Here is a 16,117-nt window from a genome sequence, read left to right as displayed (position 1 = left end):
GATTACCGAGGTGCCTGGATCGCCAGCAAGCCGGCTCCTACAGGAATCACCGCTTCTCCGCCCATAAAAAAACCGGCCTCTATGGCCGGTTTTTTTGTGCCTCGAATGCGCCTTACAGGGCAGCAGCATTCTCGGTCAGGTAAGCCGCGACGCCTTCGGTCGAAGCGGTCATGCCTTTGTCGCCTTTTTTCCAGTTGGCAGGGCAAACTTCGCCGTGCTCTTCGTGGAATTGCAGAGCGTCGACCAGACGGACCAGCTCTTCGATGTTACGGCCCAGTGGCAGGTCGTTGATGATCTGCGAACGGACAACGCCTTTGTCGTCGATCAGGAACGCGCCACGGAAAGCCACGCCGCCTTCGGATTCAACATCGTAGGCCTTGGCGATTTCGTGCTTCAGGTCGGCTGCCATGGTGTAGCGAACTTCGCCGATGCCACCATTGTTGACCGGGGTGTTGCGCCACGCGTTGTGGGTGAAGTGCGAGTCGATCGAAACAGCGATCACTTCAACGTTGCGGGCCTTGAAGTCGGACATGCGGTTGTCCAGAGCGATCAGCTCGGATGGGCAAACGAAGGTGAAGTCCAACGGGTAGAAGAACACCAGGCCGTATTTGCCTTTGATGGCCGACGACAGGGTGAAGCTGTCGACGATTTCGCCATTGCCGAGTACGGCTGGTACGGTGAAGTCAGGGGCTTGCTTGCCTACGAGTACGCTCATTGAATATCTCCTGGTGTAAAAACGTGAAGTTCCGGGTTTGCGCCAGCCTGCCACCCTCAGGCGACAGCCCTGTGACACCCACCCGCTTCATAAGGACCGGCCATCATACACTGCGTTTTTGAGCTGTCCTCAACGGATTTTCACCGACAGGCCAAATTCCCGGCGACACGCTTACTGGCAGATTGCCCTAGGAAAACCGTTCGTCAGTCACCCTCGCTTATAACGCAAAGCTTTCAGAAACCACTTTGACAATCATTCTCGTTAACATTAAGATCCATCGCAATTGAGTCATAACCAGCGACGGTTTCAGTTATGTATGTCTGCCTCTGCACTGGCGTCACCGACGGACAAATCCGCGAAGCAATCTATGAAGGTTGCTGCAGCTACAAGGAAGTCCGCCAAGCTACCGGCGTAGCCAGCCAATGTGGCAAATGCGCCTGCCTTGCCAAGGAAGTGGTGCGTGAAACCCTGACCAAATTGCAAACAGCCCAGGCTGCGATTCCTTTCCCTGTAGAATTTACTGCCGCGTAAATACCCTATTCCAAAGAAACGGACTTCATGTCCGCCTATATTTAGCTTTATATTTTAAAGAATTCCATACAAAACAAGGGCTTGCAGCGATGCAGGCCCTTGTCGTTTCTGGTCGTGGTTACTCATGGGTTACGCTGGCACTTCATGCAAACGTACGATATTCGGTTGCCCTCGGTGTTCGGCCTGCCACAAGTCATAGGCTGCCTTCATGGCCAGCCACTGGCGGCCGGTGCTTATACCGGCGAGTTCCAAGCGCAGCGCTAGGTCAGCAGAAATCGCTGCATGACCGTTGAGCACGGTCGATAGGTGGCCACGCGAATAGCGTCCCCGCTTTCGACTTTGCTGACATTTCTCGTTCTCCTTCTCCTTGCTCAAGGGCCGACCAAAGTTGTTTGGCTACTGGGAGCTAAAATTTCCTTTTCCCTCCTGCTTTGATTTTCCGGCCGAGAGCGTTTCCTGCCGAATTGACGCAATCCAATGTCACTGCTACACAAATAGAATGCGACACAAACTCGGGGGAGGGCGCTTTGTTAAATCTCAGCCTAGTAAAAAACGTTTATGCGCTCATCCTGATTAGCGTCACGATATCCGCCTTTGCGCAGATCGCCCTCAAGGCCGGCATGAACTCCCCTTCCGCCCAGAGGGTGATCGCAGAAGGAGGGGCACGAGCATCAGCATTGCTCGATATTGCCCTCAACCCCCTAATATTGCTCGGCCTTTTCCTGTATTTCAGCAGTGCGGCGGTCTGGCTGATGGTGCTATCCAAGGTGCAGGTCAGTTTCGCCTATCCGTTCGTGGCACTGGGCTTTGTGCTAACGGCCGTGCTCGGCCGCCTCGTCTTCAATGACACCTTCTCCGCGGCCAAGGTCATCGGCACATTGCTGATCATGAGCGGGGTTGTCGTGATGGCGAGGGGGGCGTGACGTCATGACGAACATGAACGAAATCGATGACGCGCCGATTCCGCTTTGCGTGGATCTGGATGGCACACTGGTGCGCACCGACATGCTGCTCGAAACATTTCTGTTGCTTGCAAAGACCTCGCCTCTCTCGCTCGCCTCCCTGCCGGGCTGGCTCATGAAGGGCAAGGCGAGCCTCAAGCACCGCATCGCCGAGCGAGTAACGATCGATGCAGCTAGCCTCCCCTATCGCACCGATGTGCTAGTCCTGATCGAAACCGCCCGCGCAGCGCAGCGCCCTATCATTCTTGCCACGGCATCTTGCGCCGGCGTCGCCAATGGTATTACGGACCATCTGGGCCTCTTCGACGAGGTACTGTGCAGCGACGAAGGCACCAATCTTTCCTCCCACGCCAAGGCTAGTATGCTCGTCGAACGCTTTGGCGAACGAGGCTTCGACTATATCGGCAACGACAAAGCGGACTTGCCCGTATTCGCACGGGCGCGCCGGGCGTTTCTGGTTTCCTCACAGGACGGTCTGAGGCAAGCGGCGCGGGATCGCAATCACGACATTGATTTTATAGAGGATCCAAGCGGTGGTTTTCGTGTCTGGTGGAGAGCCCTGCGCATTCAGCAGTGGCTGAAGAATCTCCTTGTCTTCGTCCCCCTGCTAGCGGCGCATCAGGTGACGAATCCGCAACTATTGTTCTGGGCGATCCTTGCCTTCATCTCGTTCAGCCTGTGCGCCTCGTCCGTCTATCTGCTGAATGATCTGCTCGACCTGCCCGCAGATCGCAAGCATCACCGCAAGAAGAACCGGCCTTTTGCCGCTGGGACCTTGTCCGTGAAATCGGGCATCGCCGCCATCCCCTTGCTGCTTGGTTCATCCCTGATACTTGCGCTGCAATTGCCGCCACGCTTTCTCGTTGTGCTCGGTGTCTACTATTTTCTGACCGCTGCCTATTCCTTCCTGCTGAAGAAGCAGGTGATCGTCGATGTGATGATACTGGCCAGCCTTTATTCGATTCGTGTCATAGCGGGCGCCGCCGCGACGGATATCAAACCGTCCTTTTGGTTACTCGCTTTTTCCATGTTCATCTTCCTCAGTCTTGCCCTGGTGAAGCGTTACTCGGAGCTGCGGGATACTGCCTTTTCGGTCAAGTTGTTGCCTGGTCGCGGTTATCGTCCTGAAGATCTGCCGGTGGTGCTGGCGCTTGGCTCATCCAGCGGCATGATCAGCGTTCTGATCCTCGCCATGTACACGCAGGCCGAGATTGTGCCCGTCATGTATCCTTCGCACGAATGGTTGTGGTTTGCGCCTTCGCTCATGCTCTATTGGACTGCACGCCTGTGGATGAAGACTGTGCGAGGCGAGGTGGATGAAGACCCCGTGCTCTTCGCGGCGCGGGACTGGCAGAGCATCGTCGTGGTAGCACTGATGGGCTGCACCTTCTTCATGGCAATAAGTGGTCCTTCCTTATGGTGAACACAACACGGCTACTCGCACAGGCCAGCTTCAAGTCAGGTGTCTTGCCCATTCTGATGCTGACTTTTGCGATCCGGTTGATATGGGGACTATTGGTTCCAGTAAGCCCTGTATCGGACGCGAACATGTATCACAGCTTCGCGCAGGAAATCGCCGCAGGCCGAGGCTATGTCTATCCTGGTGGTGAAGCCACGGCTTACTGGCCTGTTGGCCCGTCCGCCCTTTACGGCGCCTTTTATGCGTTGTTGGGCGTGCATGGCTGGGTAATCATTCTTGTCAACCTGATTCTCAGCTCTATATCGGTAGCTGGAATCTATCAACTCGGCCTTTTGTATTTTGACAGGACGATCGCACGCATCGCGGCGCTGCTATTCGCCTTCTGGCCCGCATGGATCGCCTTCACCACCGTTCCAAACAGCGAATTGCCTCTCATGACGCTGGTGATCTGGGCTTTTGTGGCTCGTGGTACGGGGAAGTTGCCGCACTGGGCTCGCACCGTTCTGTCGACTGCTCTTCTGGTCGCCGCCGCATTCATGCGGCCGACGGTTCTACCGCTTATTGTTTTGCTACCGCTTCTGGATCAGCCCTTCCGTAAACCCGCGCAAACTGTTCTGCACGTCATTCTGGCGCTGGTCGTCGCAGCAATATTGCTGACTCCTTGGGCAGAGCGTAATCGCGCTTTATTTGGCGAGCCGGTACTTATTTCTGCGAATTTCGGTATCAATCTGTGGATGGGCAATAACCCCCAGGCAAATGGGGCCTATATGTCGGTGCCCGAGATAAATCTCAATACAAAAAACGAAGTAGTCCGCGATAACCATTACAAAGGTCTCGCGCTCGACTTCATTCGCGAAAATCCAGGTCTCTATCTTCGGTTATGCCTGAACCGGGTCGCCCACAGCTTTGATCGCGAAAGCATCGGCATAGCATGGAACCAGAACTCGCTAGCTCCTGCATTGCAACCGATTCTCAAGGCTGGCTCTGCCGCCTATTGGTTAGCAATTTTCTCCCTCTCTCTCATTGGCGTCGGAATATTTCTCCGGGAAAATCCTTTGCGTTTTTTCGATCCGCTGGTGGTAACGCCCGCCTTGTTTGCAACCGTGGCTCTGCTGATCGTCGGCCAGGATCGCTATCATATGCCGATGACGCCGTTCATCGCCTTGTTTGCTGCCTTTTTCATCAATCACATCCTGCACCGTCGATCATCTCGATCAGTGCCGGATACTGCTGCTTAGTTATGATTCGTATGTTCATTTAAGTTTCAATAAGTTAGGTTTGACACTCTTAGTTGTGCGGCTCAAACTCTGGTTTATAGACAGCTATTACAGGGCAGGACCCCATCATGAAAGGCGACATTACAGTCATCCAGCATCTCAACAAGATCCTTGCCAATGAGCTGGTCGCGATCAATCAGTATTTTCTGCATGCGCGCATGTATGAAGATTGGGGTCTGAACAAGCTCGGAAAGCACGAATACCACGAGTCCATCGACGAGATGAAACACGCGGACAAGCTGATCAAGCGCATCCTGTTCCTGGAAGGCCTGCCTAACGTGCAGGACCTGGGCAAGCTGCAGATCGGCGAGCACACCCAGGAAATGCTTGAGTGCGACCTGCGCATCGAACGCACTGGCCACGCTGACCTGAAAGTCGCGATCGCTCATTGCGAAACCGTTGGCGACTACGGTAGCCGTGAACTGCTCGAAGATATTCTTGAATCCGAAGAAGAACATATCGACTGGCTGGAAACCCAACTGGGCCTGATCGATAAAATCGGTCTTGAGAACTATCTGCAATCGCAGATGGGCGACGACGAGTAAGTTAGCGCCCGTTAGATTCAAGACAATAAAAAGCCCCGCTCTCTTTTAAGAGGCGGGGCTTTTTTGTGCCTGTGCTGTTGTAGGAGCGAAGCTTGCTCGCGAAAGCGGTGTGTCAGGTACAACGCCTTCGCGGGCAAGTCGGAACGCCGAACCGCTCGCTCCTACAGAAAGCAGGTCAGGCTTCGGTCTTGGCAGCAGCGGCGGCTTCAACAGCCGCTTTGATGGTGCTTTGCAGCGAACCGTCTGCAGCCATCTCGGTCATGATGTCGCTACCGCCGACCAGCTCACCACCGACCCACAGCTGCGGGAAAGTTGGCCAGTTGGCGTATTTTGGCAGGTTGGCGCGGATTTCCGGGTTCTGCAGGATGTCCACGTACGCAAACTTTTCACCACATGCCATCACGGCCTGTGCGGCTTTCGCGGAGAAGCCACACTGCGGGGCATTCGGCGAACCTTTCATGTAAAGCAGAATGGTGTTGTTGGCAATCTGCTCTTTAATCGTTTCGATGATATCCATGAAGCACCTCGGCTGAACTTTCCGACTCGGGGGTCGGCACGGTGGCGCATTGTAACGGAAAGCCGAGCGCCATGCTCGGTCTCCCCGACAGACTCAATCAAGCCGCCGCTACGGTCACCGGCACACCGTTCAATGCCGCATTCCCCGACAACTCATCGAGCTGACACTCGTCGGTCAGGTCATTGGCACTGGAACCTGGCTGGCCGCTGGCAATCGTCATCTGCACGCCAGGCCGCGCATGGCCCCAACCGTGCGGCAGGCTGACCACTCCTTTCATCATATCCTGACTGCCCAGCACTTCCACTTCGATCATGCCGACCCGGGAACTGACCCGCACCCGCTGCCCATCGCTGAGCCCGCGACTGGCAAGGTCGTCCGGATGCATCAGCAACTGATGACGCGGCTTACCCTTCACCAGTCGGTGATAGTTGTGCATCCACGAGTTATTGCTGCGCACGTGACGACGGCCAATCATCAGCAGTTCATCAGCCGCCGGTGCTTGCAGCGCCGCAAATCGCGAGAGGTCGGCAAGGATCGCCGCCGGTGCTGCCTGAACGCGCTGGTTGGCGGTTTTCAGGCGTGGCGCCAGATTGGATTTCAGCGCGCCAAGGTCGACGCCATGCGGCTGATCAAATAGCGTCGCCAAAGACAGCTTGTGCAGCGAGGCGTCGCCATACAGCCCCATTCGCAAACCACGATCGATCATCTGCGCAGGGGGAATCGTCGGTTTCAGTTCCTTGCCGGTCTTCGCGGCAAAGGCCTTGGCCAGCCCGACGAAAATCTCCCAGTCGTGCAACGCGCCTTCCGGCTTGGCCAGGATCGCGCGATTGAACCGGCTGACGTTACGCACCGCAAACATGTTGAACGTGGTGTCGTAGTGATCGTTTTCCAGAGCGGAAGTCGACGGCAGGATCAGGTCGGCATAGCGCGTGGTTTCGTTGATGTACAAGTCAACACTGACCATGAACTCCAACCCGTCAAGCGCCTGCTCCAGTTGCCGGCCATTGGGCGTCGACAACACCGGATTGCCGGCCACAGTAATCAACGCGCGAACCTGCCCTTCCCCTTCGGTGAGCATCTCTTCGGCCAGCGCCGACACTGGCAGCTCGCCGCTGTATTCCGGACGCCCGGACACGCGGCTCTGCCACAGATTGAAATGTCCGCCCGAGGTAGATGCCACCAGGTCCACCGCCGGTTCGGTGCACACCGCACCACCGACGCGATCAAGGTTGCCGGTGACCAGGTTGATCAACTGCACCAGCCAATGGCACAACGTACCGAACGCCTGGGTAGAAACGCCCATACGGCCATAACAAACCGCTGTCGGCGCCGCCGCGAAGTCCCGCGCCAATTGGCGGATCTGCTCGGCCGGCACGGCACACAGCGGGCTCATGGCTTCGGCGGTGAAAGCCGCGACGGCCTTGCGCACGTCATCCAGGCCGTCGACCGGCAAATGGCTGTCGCGGGTCAGGCCTTCAGCAAACAACGTGTTGAGCAGCCCGAACAGCAATGCTGCGTCGCCGCCCGGACGGACGAACAGATGCTGATCGGCAATCGCAGCCGTTTCGCTGCGACGCGGATCGACCACCACCACTTTACCGCCCCGGCCCTGTATCGCTTTCAGGCGCTTTTCGACATCCGGTACGGTCATGATGCTGCCGTTGGAGGCCAGCGGATTACCACCAAGAATCAGCATGAAATCGGTGTGATCGATGTCCGGGATCGGCAACAGCAAGCCGTGGCCGTACATCAAATGGCTGGTCAGGTGATGAGGCAACTGATCGACCGAGGTCGCGGAAAACCGGTTGCGGGTTTTCAGCAAGCCAAGAAAGTAATTGCTGTGGGTCATCAGCCCGTAGTTGTGCACGCTGGGATTGCCTTGATAAACCGCCACCGAGTTCTGCCCGTGGCGCTCCTGTATCCCCGCCAGGCGTTCAGCGACCAGGTTGAAGGCATCTTCCCACTCGATAGGTTGCCATTCGCTGCCAACGCGCAGCATCGGCTGACGCAGGCGGTCAGGATCGTTCTGGATGTCTTGCAGGGCAACGGCCTTGGGGCAGATGTGCCCGCGGCTGAACGTATCGAGGGCATCGCCCTTGATCGAGGTGATCTGCACATCGCCATCGAGCTCGGTGGTCTCGATGGTCAGGCCGCAGATGGCTTCACACAGGTGGCAGGCACGGTGATGGAGAGTCTTGGTCATGGCCAGTCTCTGTCTTGTTCTGGGCGGGCAATAGCGGCCGCGGGAACAAAACTATGGCGCGTGCCCCGCCACTGCGCCAGCGACGTTCGTCTTGTGAATCGGCGGCCATCAGGCCAGCCGATGACCGCTCGGGATCAGTTTGACGGCAGCCTCGGCGGCGCCTGCAACTGAATCTCCTGGATGGTTTCAATCTGTTCGTGGGCGACATGCACGCCGGTGAGCTCGCCGATCAGTCGCCAGTGCTCGTCGAGCCCTGTGCTGATGGTGGCCATGCGGTCGATCATCCGCCGGCCAGCGGCCCTGGTCACCTCGTCGTTACTTCGCAAAAGCTCAAAGGACATTGAGGTCATGGAAGCGGTGAGATGCGTCAGTGAGCGGGCCGTGAGACCTAGTAATTCCATCAATTGCTGTTCTTTCGATTCCATTCCGAAGGCTTCCTGCATCGCTCGTGACTTAGTTATAACCCAGCACATTGCATTAGCAAGTGTTACAAACGAGGCACATTGCCATCAGCGGGCTGGAATGCCGGGTCAGAAACCGACCATCAGCACACCATGCCCGCCCTGTTTGATTGCAAAGCCCCGCAGCCGCAGTGTACAAATGAGCAGCTGCTGTCAGGAAACAGGCTTCAAAAGCGCTACTGCGGTCACCCCATAGCCCCTCTGAAATCCCCTAAAAACCGTAGCCCTATTGGTAAGACGCGACATTTAATTATAAGATCGCGCCTTCCCCTATTTCGTCGCCCTGTGCGGCTTACGCCGCAGGTCTCGCCCGTTTTCCAGTTAAACAAGGCTTTGAGCATCTGCGGTTTGTAGCAAAAAGGTAGTCAATGATGAGCGCAAGGCACTTTCTCTCCCTGATGGATTGCACGCCCGAAGAGCTGGTCAGCGTGATCCGTCGAGGCGTTGAGCTCAAAGACCTGCGTAACCGCGGCGTACTGTTCGAGCCCCTGAAAAACCGCGTGCTCGGGATGATTTTCGAGAAGTCCTCGACCCGTACCCGGATCTCGTTCGAGGCCGGCATGATCCAGCTCGGTGGCCAGGCAATCTTCCTGTCGCCGCGCGACACGCAACTGGGCCGTGGCGAACCGATCGGCGACGCCGCCATTGTCATGTCGAGCATGCTCGATGCGGTGATGATCCGTACGTTTTCCCACAGCACCCTGACCGAATTCGCCGCCAATTCGCGCGTCCCGCTGATCAACGGCCTGTCCGATGACCTGCACCCGTGCCAGTTGCTGGCCGACATGCAAACCTTCCTCGAACATCGCGGCTCGATCCAGGGCAAGACCGTTGCCTGGATCGGCGACGGCAACAACATGTGCAACAGCTATATAGAAGCGGCGATCCAGTTCGACTTCCAGTTGCGCATTGCGTGCCCTGAAGGCTATGAACCCAATCCTGAGTTCGTGGCCAGCGCCGGTGACCGGGTGACCATCGTCCGGGATCCGAAGGACGCCGTGCGCGGCGCTCATCTGGTGAGCACCGACGTCTGGACCTCCATGGGCCAGGAAGAGGAAACCGCCAAGCGCCTGAAGCTGTTCGCGCCGTTCCAGGTCACCCGTGCCCTGCTCGACCTGGCCGCCGATGACGTGCTGTTCATGCATTGCCTGCCCGCCCACCGTGGCGAGGAAATCAGCCTCGACCTGCTCGATGACCCGCGCTCAGTCGCCTGGGATCAAGCGGAAAACCGTCTTCACGCACAAAAGGCCCTGCTCGAGTTTCTCGTTCCGCCTTCGTACCACCACGCATGAGCCAGCCATTACTGCTTAACCTGCGCAACCTCGCTTGCGGCTATCAAGACCAGCGCGTCGTGCAGAACCTCAACCTGCATTTGAATGCCGGTGATATCGGTTGCCTGCTCGGCTCTTCGGGCTGCGGCAAAACCACGACGCTGCGGGCGATTGCCGGTTTTGAACCGGTGCACGAAGGTGAAATCACCCTGGCGGGCGAGACGATCTCCAGCGCCGGCTTCACCCTCGCACCGGAGAAACGCCGGATCGGCATGGTGTTCCAGGATTACGCGCTGTTTCCGCATTTGAGCGTGGCCGAAAACATCGCGTTCGGGATTCGCAAGCATCCGCAAAAGGATCGCGTGACCGAAGAACTGCTGGAACTGGTCAACCTGAAAAACCTCGGCAAACGCTTTCCGCACGAGCTTTCCGGCGGTCAGCAACAGCGTGTTGCCCTGGCTCGCGCCCTGGCGCCGGAACCGCAACTGTTGCTGCTCGACGAACCGTTTTCCAACCTCGACGGCGAACTGCGGCGCAAGCTCAGCCACGAAGTGCGCGACATCCTCAAGGCCCGTGGCACCAGCGCGATTCTGGTGACCCACGACCAGGAAGAAGCCTTCGCGGTAAGCGATCATGTCGGGGTTTTCAAGGAAGGTCGCCTGGAACAGTGGGACACGCCCTACAACCTGTATCACGAACCGCTGACGCCCTATGTGGCCAGTTTCATCGGTCAGGGATACTTCATTCGTGGTCAGCTGAGCAGCCCGGAATCGGTGCAGACCGAGCTGGGTGAGTTGCGCGGCAATCGGGCCTACACCTGGCCGATTGGTGGCGCCGTGGACGTATTGTTGCGCCCGGACGATATCGTTTATGCACCGGACAGTGGCTTGAAGGCGCGGATTGTCGGCAAGTCGTTCCAGGGTGCGTCGACGTTGTATCGGTTGCAGATGCCCACCGGCGCGCAGCTGGAATCGATTTTCCCGAGCCATGCCGATCATCTGGTCGGTGCAGAAGTTGGCATCCGGGTTGCCGCTGAACACCTGGTGTTGTTCCAGGCGTCCGGCAGCATCGCCGCGCAGATTCCGACGGTCGAATCCGGCGTTCGGCGTTACAGCACCGCCAGCTGATACCTGAATCTGTAGGAGCGAGCGGTGCGGCGATCCGACTTGCCCGCGAAGGCGTAGTGTCAGTCGATATTTGCATTGCCTGACACTACGCCTTCGCGGGCAAGCCTCGCTCCTACGGGATTGGGGTTAACCGAGGATCAGCATTCCGCTCGCAACCAGCGTCGCATTCCCGCCGATCTTCACCCGATCGCCTTCCAGCCGACAGAACAACTCCCCGCCTCGCTTCGAACACTGATACGCCGTCAGGCTCGACTTGCCCAAACGCTTCGACCAATACGGGATCAAACTGCAATGGGTCGAACCGGTCACCGGATCCTCATTGATACCGATCGCCGGCGCGAAGTACCGCGACACAAAATCATGCTTGCTGCCCTTGGCGGTGACGATGGCACCCGGCCACGGCAGTTTGGCCAACGCGACCATGTCGGGCTGACAGTCGAGCACGGCCTGCTCCGACTCCAGCACCACGAATAATTCATTCGAACCCAACACATCGACCACGTCGACGCCCAAAGCACGTTCGACATCCAGGGTCACGCCGACTGCAGACGGCACGATTGCCGGGAAATCCAGCCACAAACGACCGCCCTCACGACTCACGCTCAGCGGGCCGGACTTACAAATGAAGTCCAGGCGTTCGACCGGCTCCTTATAGATCTCGAACAAAACATAAGCGCTGGCCAGGGTGGCATGCCCACACAAAGGCACCTCGGTGGTCGGAGTGAACCAGCGGATGTGCCACCCCTGCCCTTCACGCACCACAAAGGCGGTTTCGGCGAGGTTATGTTCAGCGGCGATTTTCTGCATCAACTCATCGGCGAGCCACGCATCGAGGCGATAGACCATCGCCGGGTTACCACTGAACGGTCGCTCACTGAACGCGTCGACCTGATGGAACTCAAGCTGCATAACCTTCTCCCTGAATCAGGCACGGCCGATATCGGCGAACTTGGCCTGGGTATGTTCGGCCAGTACCGCGGGGGCCAGTTCCACTTCCAGGCCACGTCGACCGGCACTGACAAAAATGCTGGCAAAGGGTTGGGCCGAATTATCGATAAACGTGCGCAGGCGCTTTTTCTGTCCCAGCGGGCTGATACCGCCCAACAGATAACCCGTCGAGCGTTGTGCAGCGGCAGGGTCGGCCATTTCGACTTTTTTCACCCCGGCCGCATGCGCCAGGCCCTTCAAGTCCAGACTTCCGACGACCGGCACCACCGCCACCAGCAATTCCCCTTTTTCACTGGCCGCCAGTAACGTCTTGAACACTTGCGCCGGGTCCAGCCCCAGTTTCTCCGCGGCCTCCAAGCCATAGGACGCCGCCTTCGGATCATGTTCGTAACTGTGCACGCGATGTTCGGCACGAACTTTTTTCAACAAATCCAATGCGGGGGTCATGACAGCTCCAGACTGGGCGGCAGAGAAAAGTACTGCGCTGGATTCTAGGACATTGCTCCACAAAAGGCTCTATCACGGCAGCGTTTCCAGCGCTTGGCGCGATTCTTTACCGCTCGTCAGAGTTCGTCCGGTTCGCCAAACAAAACGATCATTCATGTGACTAATAGTTGCATTGTGACCGACAGTTCACTTTCGACCTTTGACAGCAGTGTTTCTTGTCTATATTTTTTCGAATCTGAATACAGTACAACGTGACAACGCAGTACCCAGCAGTAAGCCAGGAACAGGATGGGGATCCTGCCCTGGTGAAAATCGCGCTTTGGCCATGACGAAAAAAGCGCCAGACAACAAAAACAAAGAGGTTTTCAATGACAACTGCTTTACAACAACCGTCGCTTTCGAGCCAATGCATGGCCGAGTTTCTGGGCACTGCACTGCTGATCTTTTTTGGTACCGGTTGCGTTGCCGCGCTCAAGGTCGCGGGTGCCAGCTTTGGCTTGTGGGAAATCAGCATCATCTGGGGCGTCGGCGTCAGCATGGCGATCTACCTGACCGCCGGGGTTTCGGGTGCTCATCTCAATCCTGCCGTAAGCATCGCGCTGAGCATTTTCGCTGACTTCGAAAAACGCAAACTGCCGTTCTATATTCTTGCCCAGGTGGCCGGCGCCTTCTGCGGCGCGTTGTTGGTTTACACGCTGTACAGCAATCTATTCTTCGATTACGAACAAACTCACCATATGGTTCGTGGCACTCAAGCCAGCCTTGAACTGGCGTCGGTGTTCTCCACGTTCCCCAACCCGGTCTTGTCCACGGCCCAGGCCTTCCTGGTTGAAGTGATCATCACCGCCGTCCTGATGGGCGTGATCATGTCCCTGACCGATGACAACAACGGTCTGCCAAACGGGCCGATGGCGCCGCTGCTGATCGGCCTGCTGATCGCGGTGATCGGTAGTTCGATGGGCCCGCTGACCGGCTTTGCGATGAACCCGGCGCGTGACTTCGGTCCCAAACTGATGACTTTCTTCGCTGGCTGGGGTGAAATTTCCTTCACTGGTGGCCGCGATATCCCGTATTTCCTGATCCCGATTTTTGCACCGATTGTCGGTGCCTGCCTCGGTGCTGCAGCGTATCGCGGGCTGATTGCCCGTCATCTGCCCAGCGCCGAACCTGCTACAAAGGACGCAACACCGGCCATTGACGGCAAACCAAGAACTTCTTGATACCGTAGGCGCGTGATCCTGCCCATTTGGTCCCGCGCCTGACCTCACTCCCTTTTTTCGTCCAAGGCAATCGACATGACCGACATTCAGAATAAGAACTACATCATTGCCCTCGATCAGGGTACGACCAGCTCCCGCGCGATCATTTTCGACCGCGACGCGAACGTGGTTTGCACCGCCCAGCGCGAATTCGCCCAGCATTACCCGCAAGCCGGTTGGGTCGAACACGACCCGATGGAAATCTTCGCCACCCAAAGCGCCGTGATGGTCGAGGCCCTGGCGCAAGCCGGCCTGCATCACGACCAGGTCGCGGCCATCGGCATCACCAACCAGCGCGAAACCACTGTGGTCTGGGACAAGACCACCGGCCGCCCGATCTACAACGCGATCGTCTGGCAGTGCCGCCGCAGCACCGAGATCTGCCAGCAGCTCAAACGTGACGGCCACGAGCAATACATCAGCGACACCACCGGCCTGGTCACCGACCCGTACTTCTCCGGCACCAAACTCAAGTGGATCCTCGACAACGTCGAAGGCAGCCGCGAGCGTGCGCGCAAAGGCGAACTGCTGTTCGGCACCGTGGACAGCTGGCTGATCTGGAAATTTACCGGCGGCAAAGTCCACGTCACCGACTACACCAACGCCTCGCGCACCATGCTCTTCAACATCCACACCCTGGAGTGGGATGCGAAGATGCTGGAGGTGCTGGATATTCCGCGCGAGATGCTGCCGGAAGTTAAATCCTCGTCAGAAATCTACGGCCACACCAAAAGCGGCATCGCCATCGGCGGTATCGCCGGTGATCAGCAGGCGGCCCTGTTCGGCCAGATGTGCGTCGAGCCAGGCCAGGCGAAAAACACCTACGGCACCGGCTGCTTCCTGCTGATGAACACCGGCGACAAAGCGGTGAAGTCCAAGCACGGCATGCTGACCACCATCGCTTGCGGTCCGCGTGGCGAAGTGGCCTACGCGCTGGAAGGCGCGGTGTTCAACGGCGGCTCCACTGTTCAGTGGCTGCGTGACGAACTGAAAATCATCAACGACGCGCACGACACCGAATACTTCGCCAACAAGGTCAAGGACAGCAACGGCGTGTACCTGGTGCCAGCCTTCACCGGCCTGGGCGCTCCGTACTGGGACCCGTATGCTCGTGGCGCACTGTTCGGCCTGACTCGCGGCGTACGCGTGGATCACATCATTCGTGCAGCGCTGGAGTCGATTGCCTACCAGACCCGCGACGTGCTCGACGCCATGCAACAGGATTCCGGCGAACGCCTCAAAGCATTGCGTGTGGATGGCGGCGCGGTGGCAAACAACTTCCTGATGCAATTCCAGGCCGACATCCTCGGCACTCAGGTCGAGCGCCCGCAAATGCGCGAAACCACCGCACTCGGTGCGGCGTACCTGGCCGGTCTGGCGTGTGGCTTCTGGGGCAGCCTGGAAGAACTGCGCGGCAAGGCGGTGATCGAGCGTGAATTCGAGCCGACACTGGACGAAACCGCCAAGGAAAAACTCTACGCCGGCTGGAAAAAAGCGGTCAGCCGCACGCGTGACTGGGAACCGCACGAAGGCGCTGAATAAGCCACGGACCGGACTCGTATCCGGTTGTAACTGGTCGGGAGCGGATTCCTGCGGCATCATGGGCAAATTTTGCACGGCAGCCCAAAGGAAGCCCCATGAATCTGCCTCCCCGTCAGCAGCAAATCCTCGAACTGGTCCGCGAACGCGGCTATGTCAGCATCGAGGAAATGGCCACGCTGTTCGTCGTTACACCGCAGACCATCCGCCGCGACATCAATCAGCTCGCGGAATCCAATTTATTGCGTCGCTACCATGGCGGCGCAGCCTATGACTCCAGTGTCGAAAACACCGCCTACGCCATGCGCGCCGATCAGATGCGCGATGAAAAGCAGCGTATCGGCGAAGCAATTGCTGCACAGATCCCCGATCACGCCTCGCTGTTCATCAACATCGGTACCACCACCGAATCGATCGCACGGGCGCTGCTCAACCACAACCACCTGAAGATCATCACCAACAACCTGCATGTGGCTTCGATGCTCAGCGCCAAGGACGACTTCGACGTTCTGCTGACCGGTGGCAATGTGCGGCGCGACGGTGGCGTGGTCGGTCAGGCGAGTGTCGACTTCATCAACCAGTTCAAGGTCGACTTCGCCCTCGTCGGTATCAGCGGTATTGATGAAGACGGCAGCCTGTTGGACTTTGATTATCAGGAAGTGCGGGTGTCGCAGGCGATCATCGCCAATGCGCGGCAGGTGATACTGGCAGCGGACTCCAGCAAATTCGGGCGCAATGCCATGATTCGCCTGGGGCCGATCAGCTTGATCGATTGCCTGGTGACGGATCAGCAGCCAGTGCCGGCGCTGGCGCAGTTGTTGAGTCAGCACAAGATTCGGTTGGAGGTTGTTTAACAACTTGTAGGAGCCGGCTTGCCGGCGATGGCGTACTTGAG

General features: G+C 57.8%; 16 protein-coding genes. 10 read left to right on the top strand and 6 right to left on the bottom strand.

The features are described from left to right. Window positions 1-112: 112 nt before the first annotated feature. The gene (locus KGB27_RS27810) at window positions 113-715 is read right to left on the bottom strand and encodes a peroxiredoxin (RefSeq protein WP_008032158.1); all 603 of its coding nucleotides are present in this window, start codon (window positions 713-715) and stop codon (window positions 113-115) included. 312 nt (window positions 716-1,027) lie between these two features. Between KGB27_RS27810 and KGB27_RS27805 the strand changes: the two genes are divergently transcribed. From KGB27_RS27805 to bfr, 5 genes are all read left to right on the top strand, one after another. Then, a complete protein-coding gene (locus tag KGB27_RS27805) occupies window positions 1,028-1,246 on the top strand; it encodes a bacterioferritin-associated ferredoxin (protein WP_008032160.1) in 219 nt (72 codons plus the stop codon). A 527-nt stretch (window positions 1,247-1,773) separates the two neighbouring features. After that, the gene (locus KGB27_RS27795; RefSeq protein WP_223557108.1) at window positions 1,774-2,169 is read left to right on the top strand and encodes a hypothetical protein; all 396 of its coding nucleotides are present in this window, start codon (window positions 1,774-1,776) and stop codon (window positions 2,167-2,169) included. A 4-nt stretch (window positions 2,170-2,173) separates the two neighbouring features. After that, window positions 2,174-3,631, top strand: coding sequence for a UbiA family prenyltransferase (locus tag KGB27_RS27790; RefSeq protein ID WP_008036436.1), 1,458 nt, complete (start codon window positions 2,174-2,176; stop codon window positions 3,629-3,631). Between the two features lie 125 nt (window positions 3,632-3,756). Further along, window positions 3,757-4,866, top strand: coding sequence for an ArnT family glycosyltransferase (locus KGB27_RS27785; RefSeq protein ID WP_223557105.1), 1,110 nt, complete (start codon window positions 3,757-3,759; stop codon window positions 4,864-4,866). A gap of 107 nt (window positions 4,867-4,973) precedes the next feature. After that, entirely contained in the window at window positions 4,974-5,450 is a 477-nt protein-coding gene (bfr, locus tag KGB27_RS27780; RefSeq protein ID WP_008032161.1) for a bacterioferritin, read from the top strand. 175 nt (window positions 5,451-5,625) lie between these two features. Here bfr and grxD read toward each other — a convergent pair whose 3' ends face one another. The 3 genes from grxD to KGB27_RS27765 form a co-directional block, all read right to left on the bottom strand. After that, entirely contained in the window at window positions 5,626-5,967 is a 342-nt protein-coding gene (gene grxD / locus KGB27_RS27775; RefSeq protein ID WP_008032163.1) for a Grx4 family monothiol glutaredoxin, read from the bottom strand. Window positions 5,968-6,064: 97 nt separating this feature from the next. Then, window positions 6,065-8,170: a molybdopterin oxidoreductase family protein gene (locus tag KGB27_RS27770; protein ID WP_223437266.1), complete on the bottom strand. Its 2,106-nt coding sequence runs from the start codon at window positions 8,168-8,170 to the stop codon at window positions 6,065-6,067. Window positions 8,171-8,304: 134 nt separating this feature from the next. Continuing rightward, window positions 8,305-8,595: a hypothetical protein gene (locus tag KGB27_RS27765; protein ID WP_192228576.1), complete on the bottom strand. Its 291-nt coding sequence runs from the start codon at window positions 8,593-8,595 to the stop codon at window positions 8,305-8,307. 407 nt (window positions 8,596-9,002) lie between these two features. Between KGB27_RS27765 and argF the strand changes: the two genes are divergently transcribed. Together argF and KGB27_RS27755 are read left to right on the top strand one after the other, a co-directional pair. Further along, window positions 9,003-9,923, top strand: coding sequence for an ornithine carbamoyltransferase (gene argF / locus KGB27_RS27760; RefSeq protein WP_032832563.1), 921 nt, complete (start codon window positions 9,003-9,005; stop codon window positions 9,921-9,923). After that, window positions 9,920-11,029, top strand: a complete 1,110-nt coding sequence (locus tag KGB27_RS27755) for an ABC transporter ATP-binding protein (RefSeq protein ID WP_008040856.1) — start codon at window positions 9,920-9,922, stop codon at window positions 11,027-11,029. Before argF ends, KGB27_RS27755 begins: the two co-directional genes overlap by 4 nt. Window positions 11,030-11,155: 126 nt before the next feature. Here the strand turns inward: KGB27_RS27755 and KGB27_RS27750 are convergent, their stop codons facing one another. Next, window positions 11,156-11,938 (bottom strand): PhzF family phenazine biosynthesis protein, encoded by a 783-nt coding sequence (locus KGB27_RS27750; protein ID WP_008032170.1) that lies wholly within the window; start codon window positions 11,936-11,938, stop codon window positions 11,156-11,158. A 15-nt stretch (window positions 11,939-11,953) separates the two neighbouring features. Beyond that, window positions 11,954-12,424 (bottom strand): Cys-tRNA(Pro) deacylase, encoded by a 471-nt coding sequence (gene ybaK / locus KGB27_RS27745; RefSeq protein WP_007971306.1) that lies wholly within the window; start codon window positions 12,422-12,424, stop codon window positions 11,954-11,956. A 368-nt stretch (window positions 12,425-12,792) separates the two neighbouring features. Between ybaK and KGB27_RS27740 the strand changes: the two genes are divergently transcribed. The 3 genes from KGB27_RS27740 (at window position 12,793) to KGB27_RS27730 (ending at window position 16,076) form a co-directional block, all read left to right on the top strand. Continuing rightward, window positions 12,793-13,644 (top strand): MIP/aquaporin family protein, encoded by an 852-nt coding sequence (locus KGB27_RS27740; protein WP_008032171.1) that lies wholly within the window; start codon window positions 12,793-12,795, stop codon window positions 13,642-13,644. Between the two features lie 75 nt (window positions 13,645-13,719). After that, the gene (gene glpK, locus KGB27_RS27735) at window positions 13,720-15,225 is read left to right on the top strand and encodes a glycerol kinase GlpK (RefSeq protein ID WP_008032172.1); all 1,506 of its coding nucleotides are present in this window, start codon (window positions 13,720-13,722) and stop codon (window positions 15,223-15,225) included. A 95-nt stretch (window positions 15,226-15,320) separates the two neighbouring features. Next, a complete protein-coding gene (locus KGB27_RS27730) occupies window positions 15,321-16,076 on the top strand; it encodes a DeoR/GlpR family transcriptional regulator (protein WP_008032173.1) in 756 nt (251 codons plus the stop codon). Window positions 16,077-16,117: the final 41 nt, after the last annotated feature.

Origin of the sequence: Pseudomonas sp. BF-R-01, from assembly GCF_019946615.1 — a bacterium.
Classification (GTDB): domain Bacteria; phylum Pseudomonadota; class Gammaproteobacteria; order Pseudomonadales; family Pseudomonadaceae; genus Aquipseudomonas; species Aquipseudomonas migulae.
Note: the sequence above shows the minus strand (reverse complement) of the source record. Positions and strands in the feature narration are given on the sequence as shown.

What these genes read in the sequence shown, in the direction of transcription:
- grxD (WP_008032163.1), bottom strand. Translation starts at nt 5,967, where the DNA reads ATGGATATCATCGAAACGATTAAAGAGCAGATTGCCAACAACACCATT.
- glpK (WP_008032172.1), top strand. Translation starts at nt 13,720, where the DNA reads ATGACCGACATTCAGAATAAGAACTACATCATTGCCCTCGATCAGGGT.
- KGB27_RS27750 (WP_008032170.1), bottom strand. Translation starts at nt 11,938, where the DNA reads ATGCAGCTTGAGTTCCATCAGGTCGACGCGTTCAGTGAGCGACCGTTC.
- KGB27_RS27810 (WP_008032158.1), bottom strand. Translation starts at nt 715, where the DNA reads ATGAGCGTACTCGTAGGCAAGCAAGCCCCTGACTTCACCGTACCAGCC.
- KGB27_RS27730 (WP_008032173.1), top strand. Translation starts at nt 15,321, where the DNA reads ATGAATCTGCCTCCCCGTCAGCAGCAAATCCTCGAACTGGTCCGCGAA.
- KGB27_RS27765 (WP_192228576.1), bottom strand. Translation starts at nt 8,595, where the DNA reads ATGGAATCGAAAGAACAGCAATTGATGGAATTACTAGGTCTCACGGCC.
- KGB27_RS27770 (WP_223437266.1), bottom strand. Translation starts at nt 8,170, where the DNA reads ATGACCAAGACTCTCCATCACCGTGCCTGCCACCTGTGTGAAGCCATC.
- KGB27_RS27805 (WP_008032160.1), top strand. Translation starts at nt 1,028, where the DNA reads ATGTATGTCTGCCTCTGCACTGGCGTCACCGACGGACAAATCCGCGAA.
- KGB27_RS27785 (WP_223557105.1), top strand. Translation starts at nt 3,757, where the DNA reads ATGTATCACAGCTTCGCGCAGGAAATCGCCGCAGGCCGAGGCTATGTC.
- KGB27_RS27740 (WP_008032171.1), top strand. Translation starts at nt 12,793, where the DNA reads ATGACAACTGCTTTACAACAACCGTCGCTTTCGAGCCAATGCATGGCC.
- ybaK (WP_007971306.1), bottom strand. Translation starts at nt 12,424, where the DNA reads ATGACCCCCGCATTGGATTTGTTGAAAAAAGTTCGTGCCGAACATCGC.
- KGB27_RS27755 (WP_008040856.1), top strand. Translation starts at nt 9,920, where the DNA reads ATGAGCCAGCCATTACTGCTTAACCTGCGCAACCTCGCTTGCGGCTAT.
- argF (WP_032832563.1), top strand. Translation starts at nt 9,003, where the DNA reads ATGAGCGCAAGGCACTTTCTCTCCCTGATGGATTGCACGCCCGAAGAG.
- KGB27_RS27790 (WP_008036436.1), top strand. Translation starts at nt 2,174, where the DNA reads ATGACGAACATGAACGAAATCGATGACGCGCCGATTCCGCTTTGCGTG.
- bfr (WP_008032161.1), top strand. Translation starts at nt 4,974, where the DNA reads ATGAAAGGCGACATTACAGTCATCCAGCATCTCAACAAGATCCTTGCC.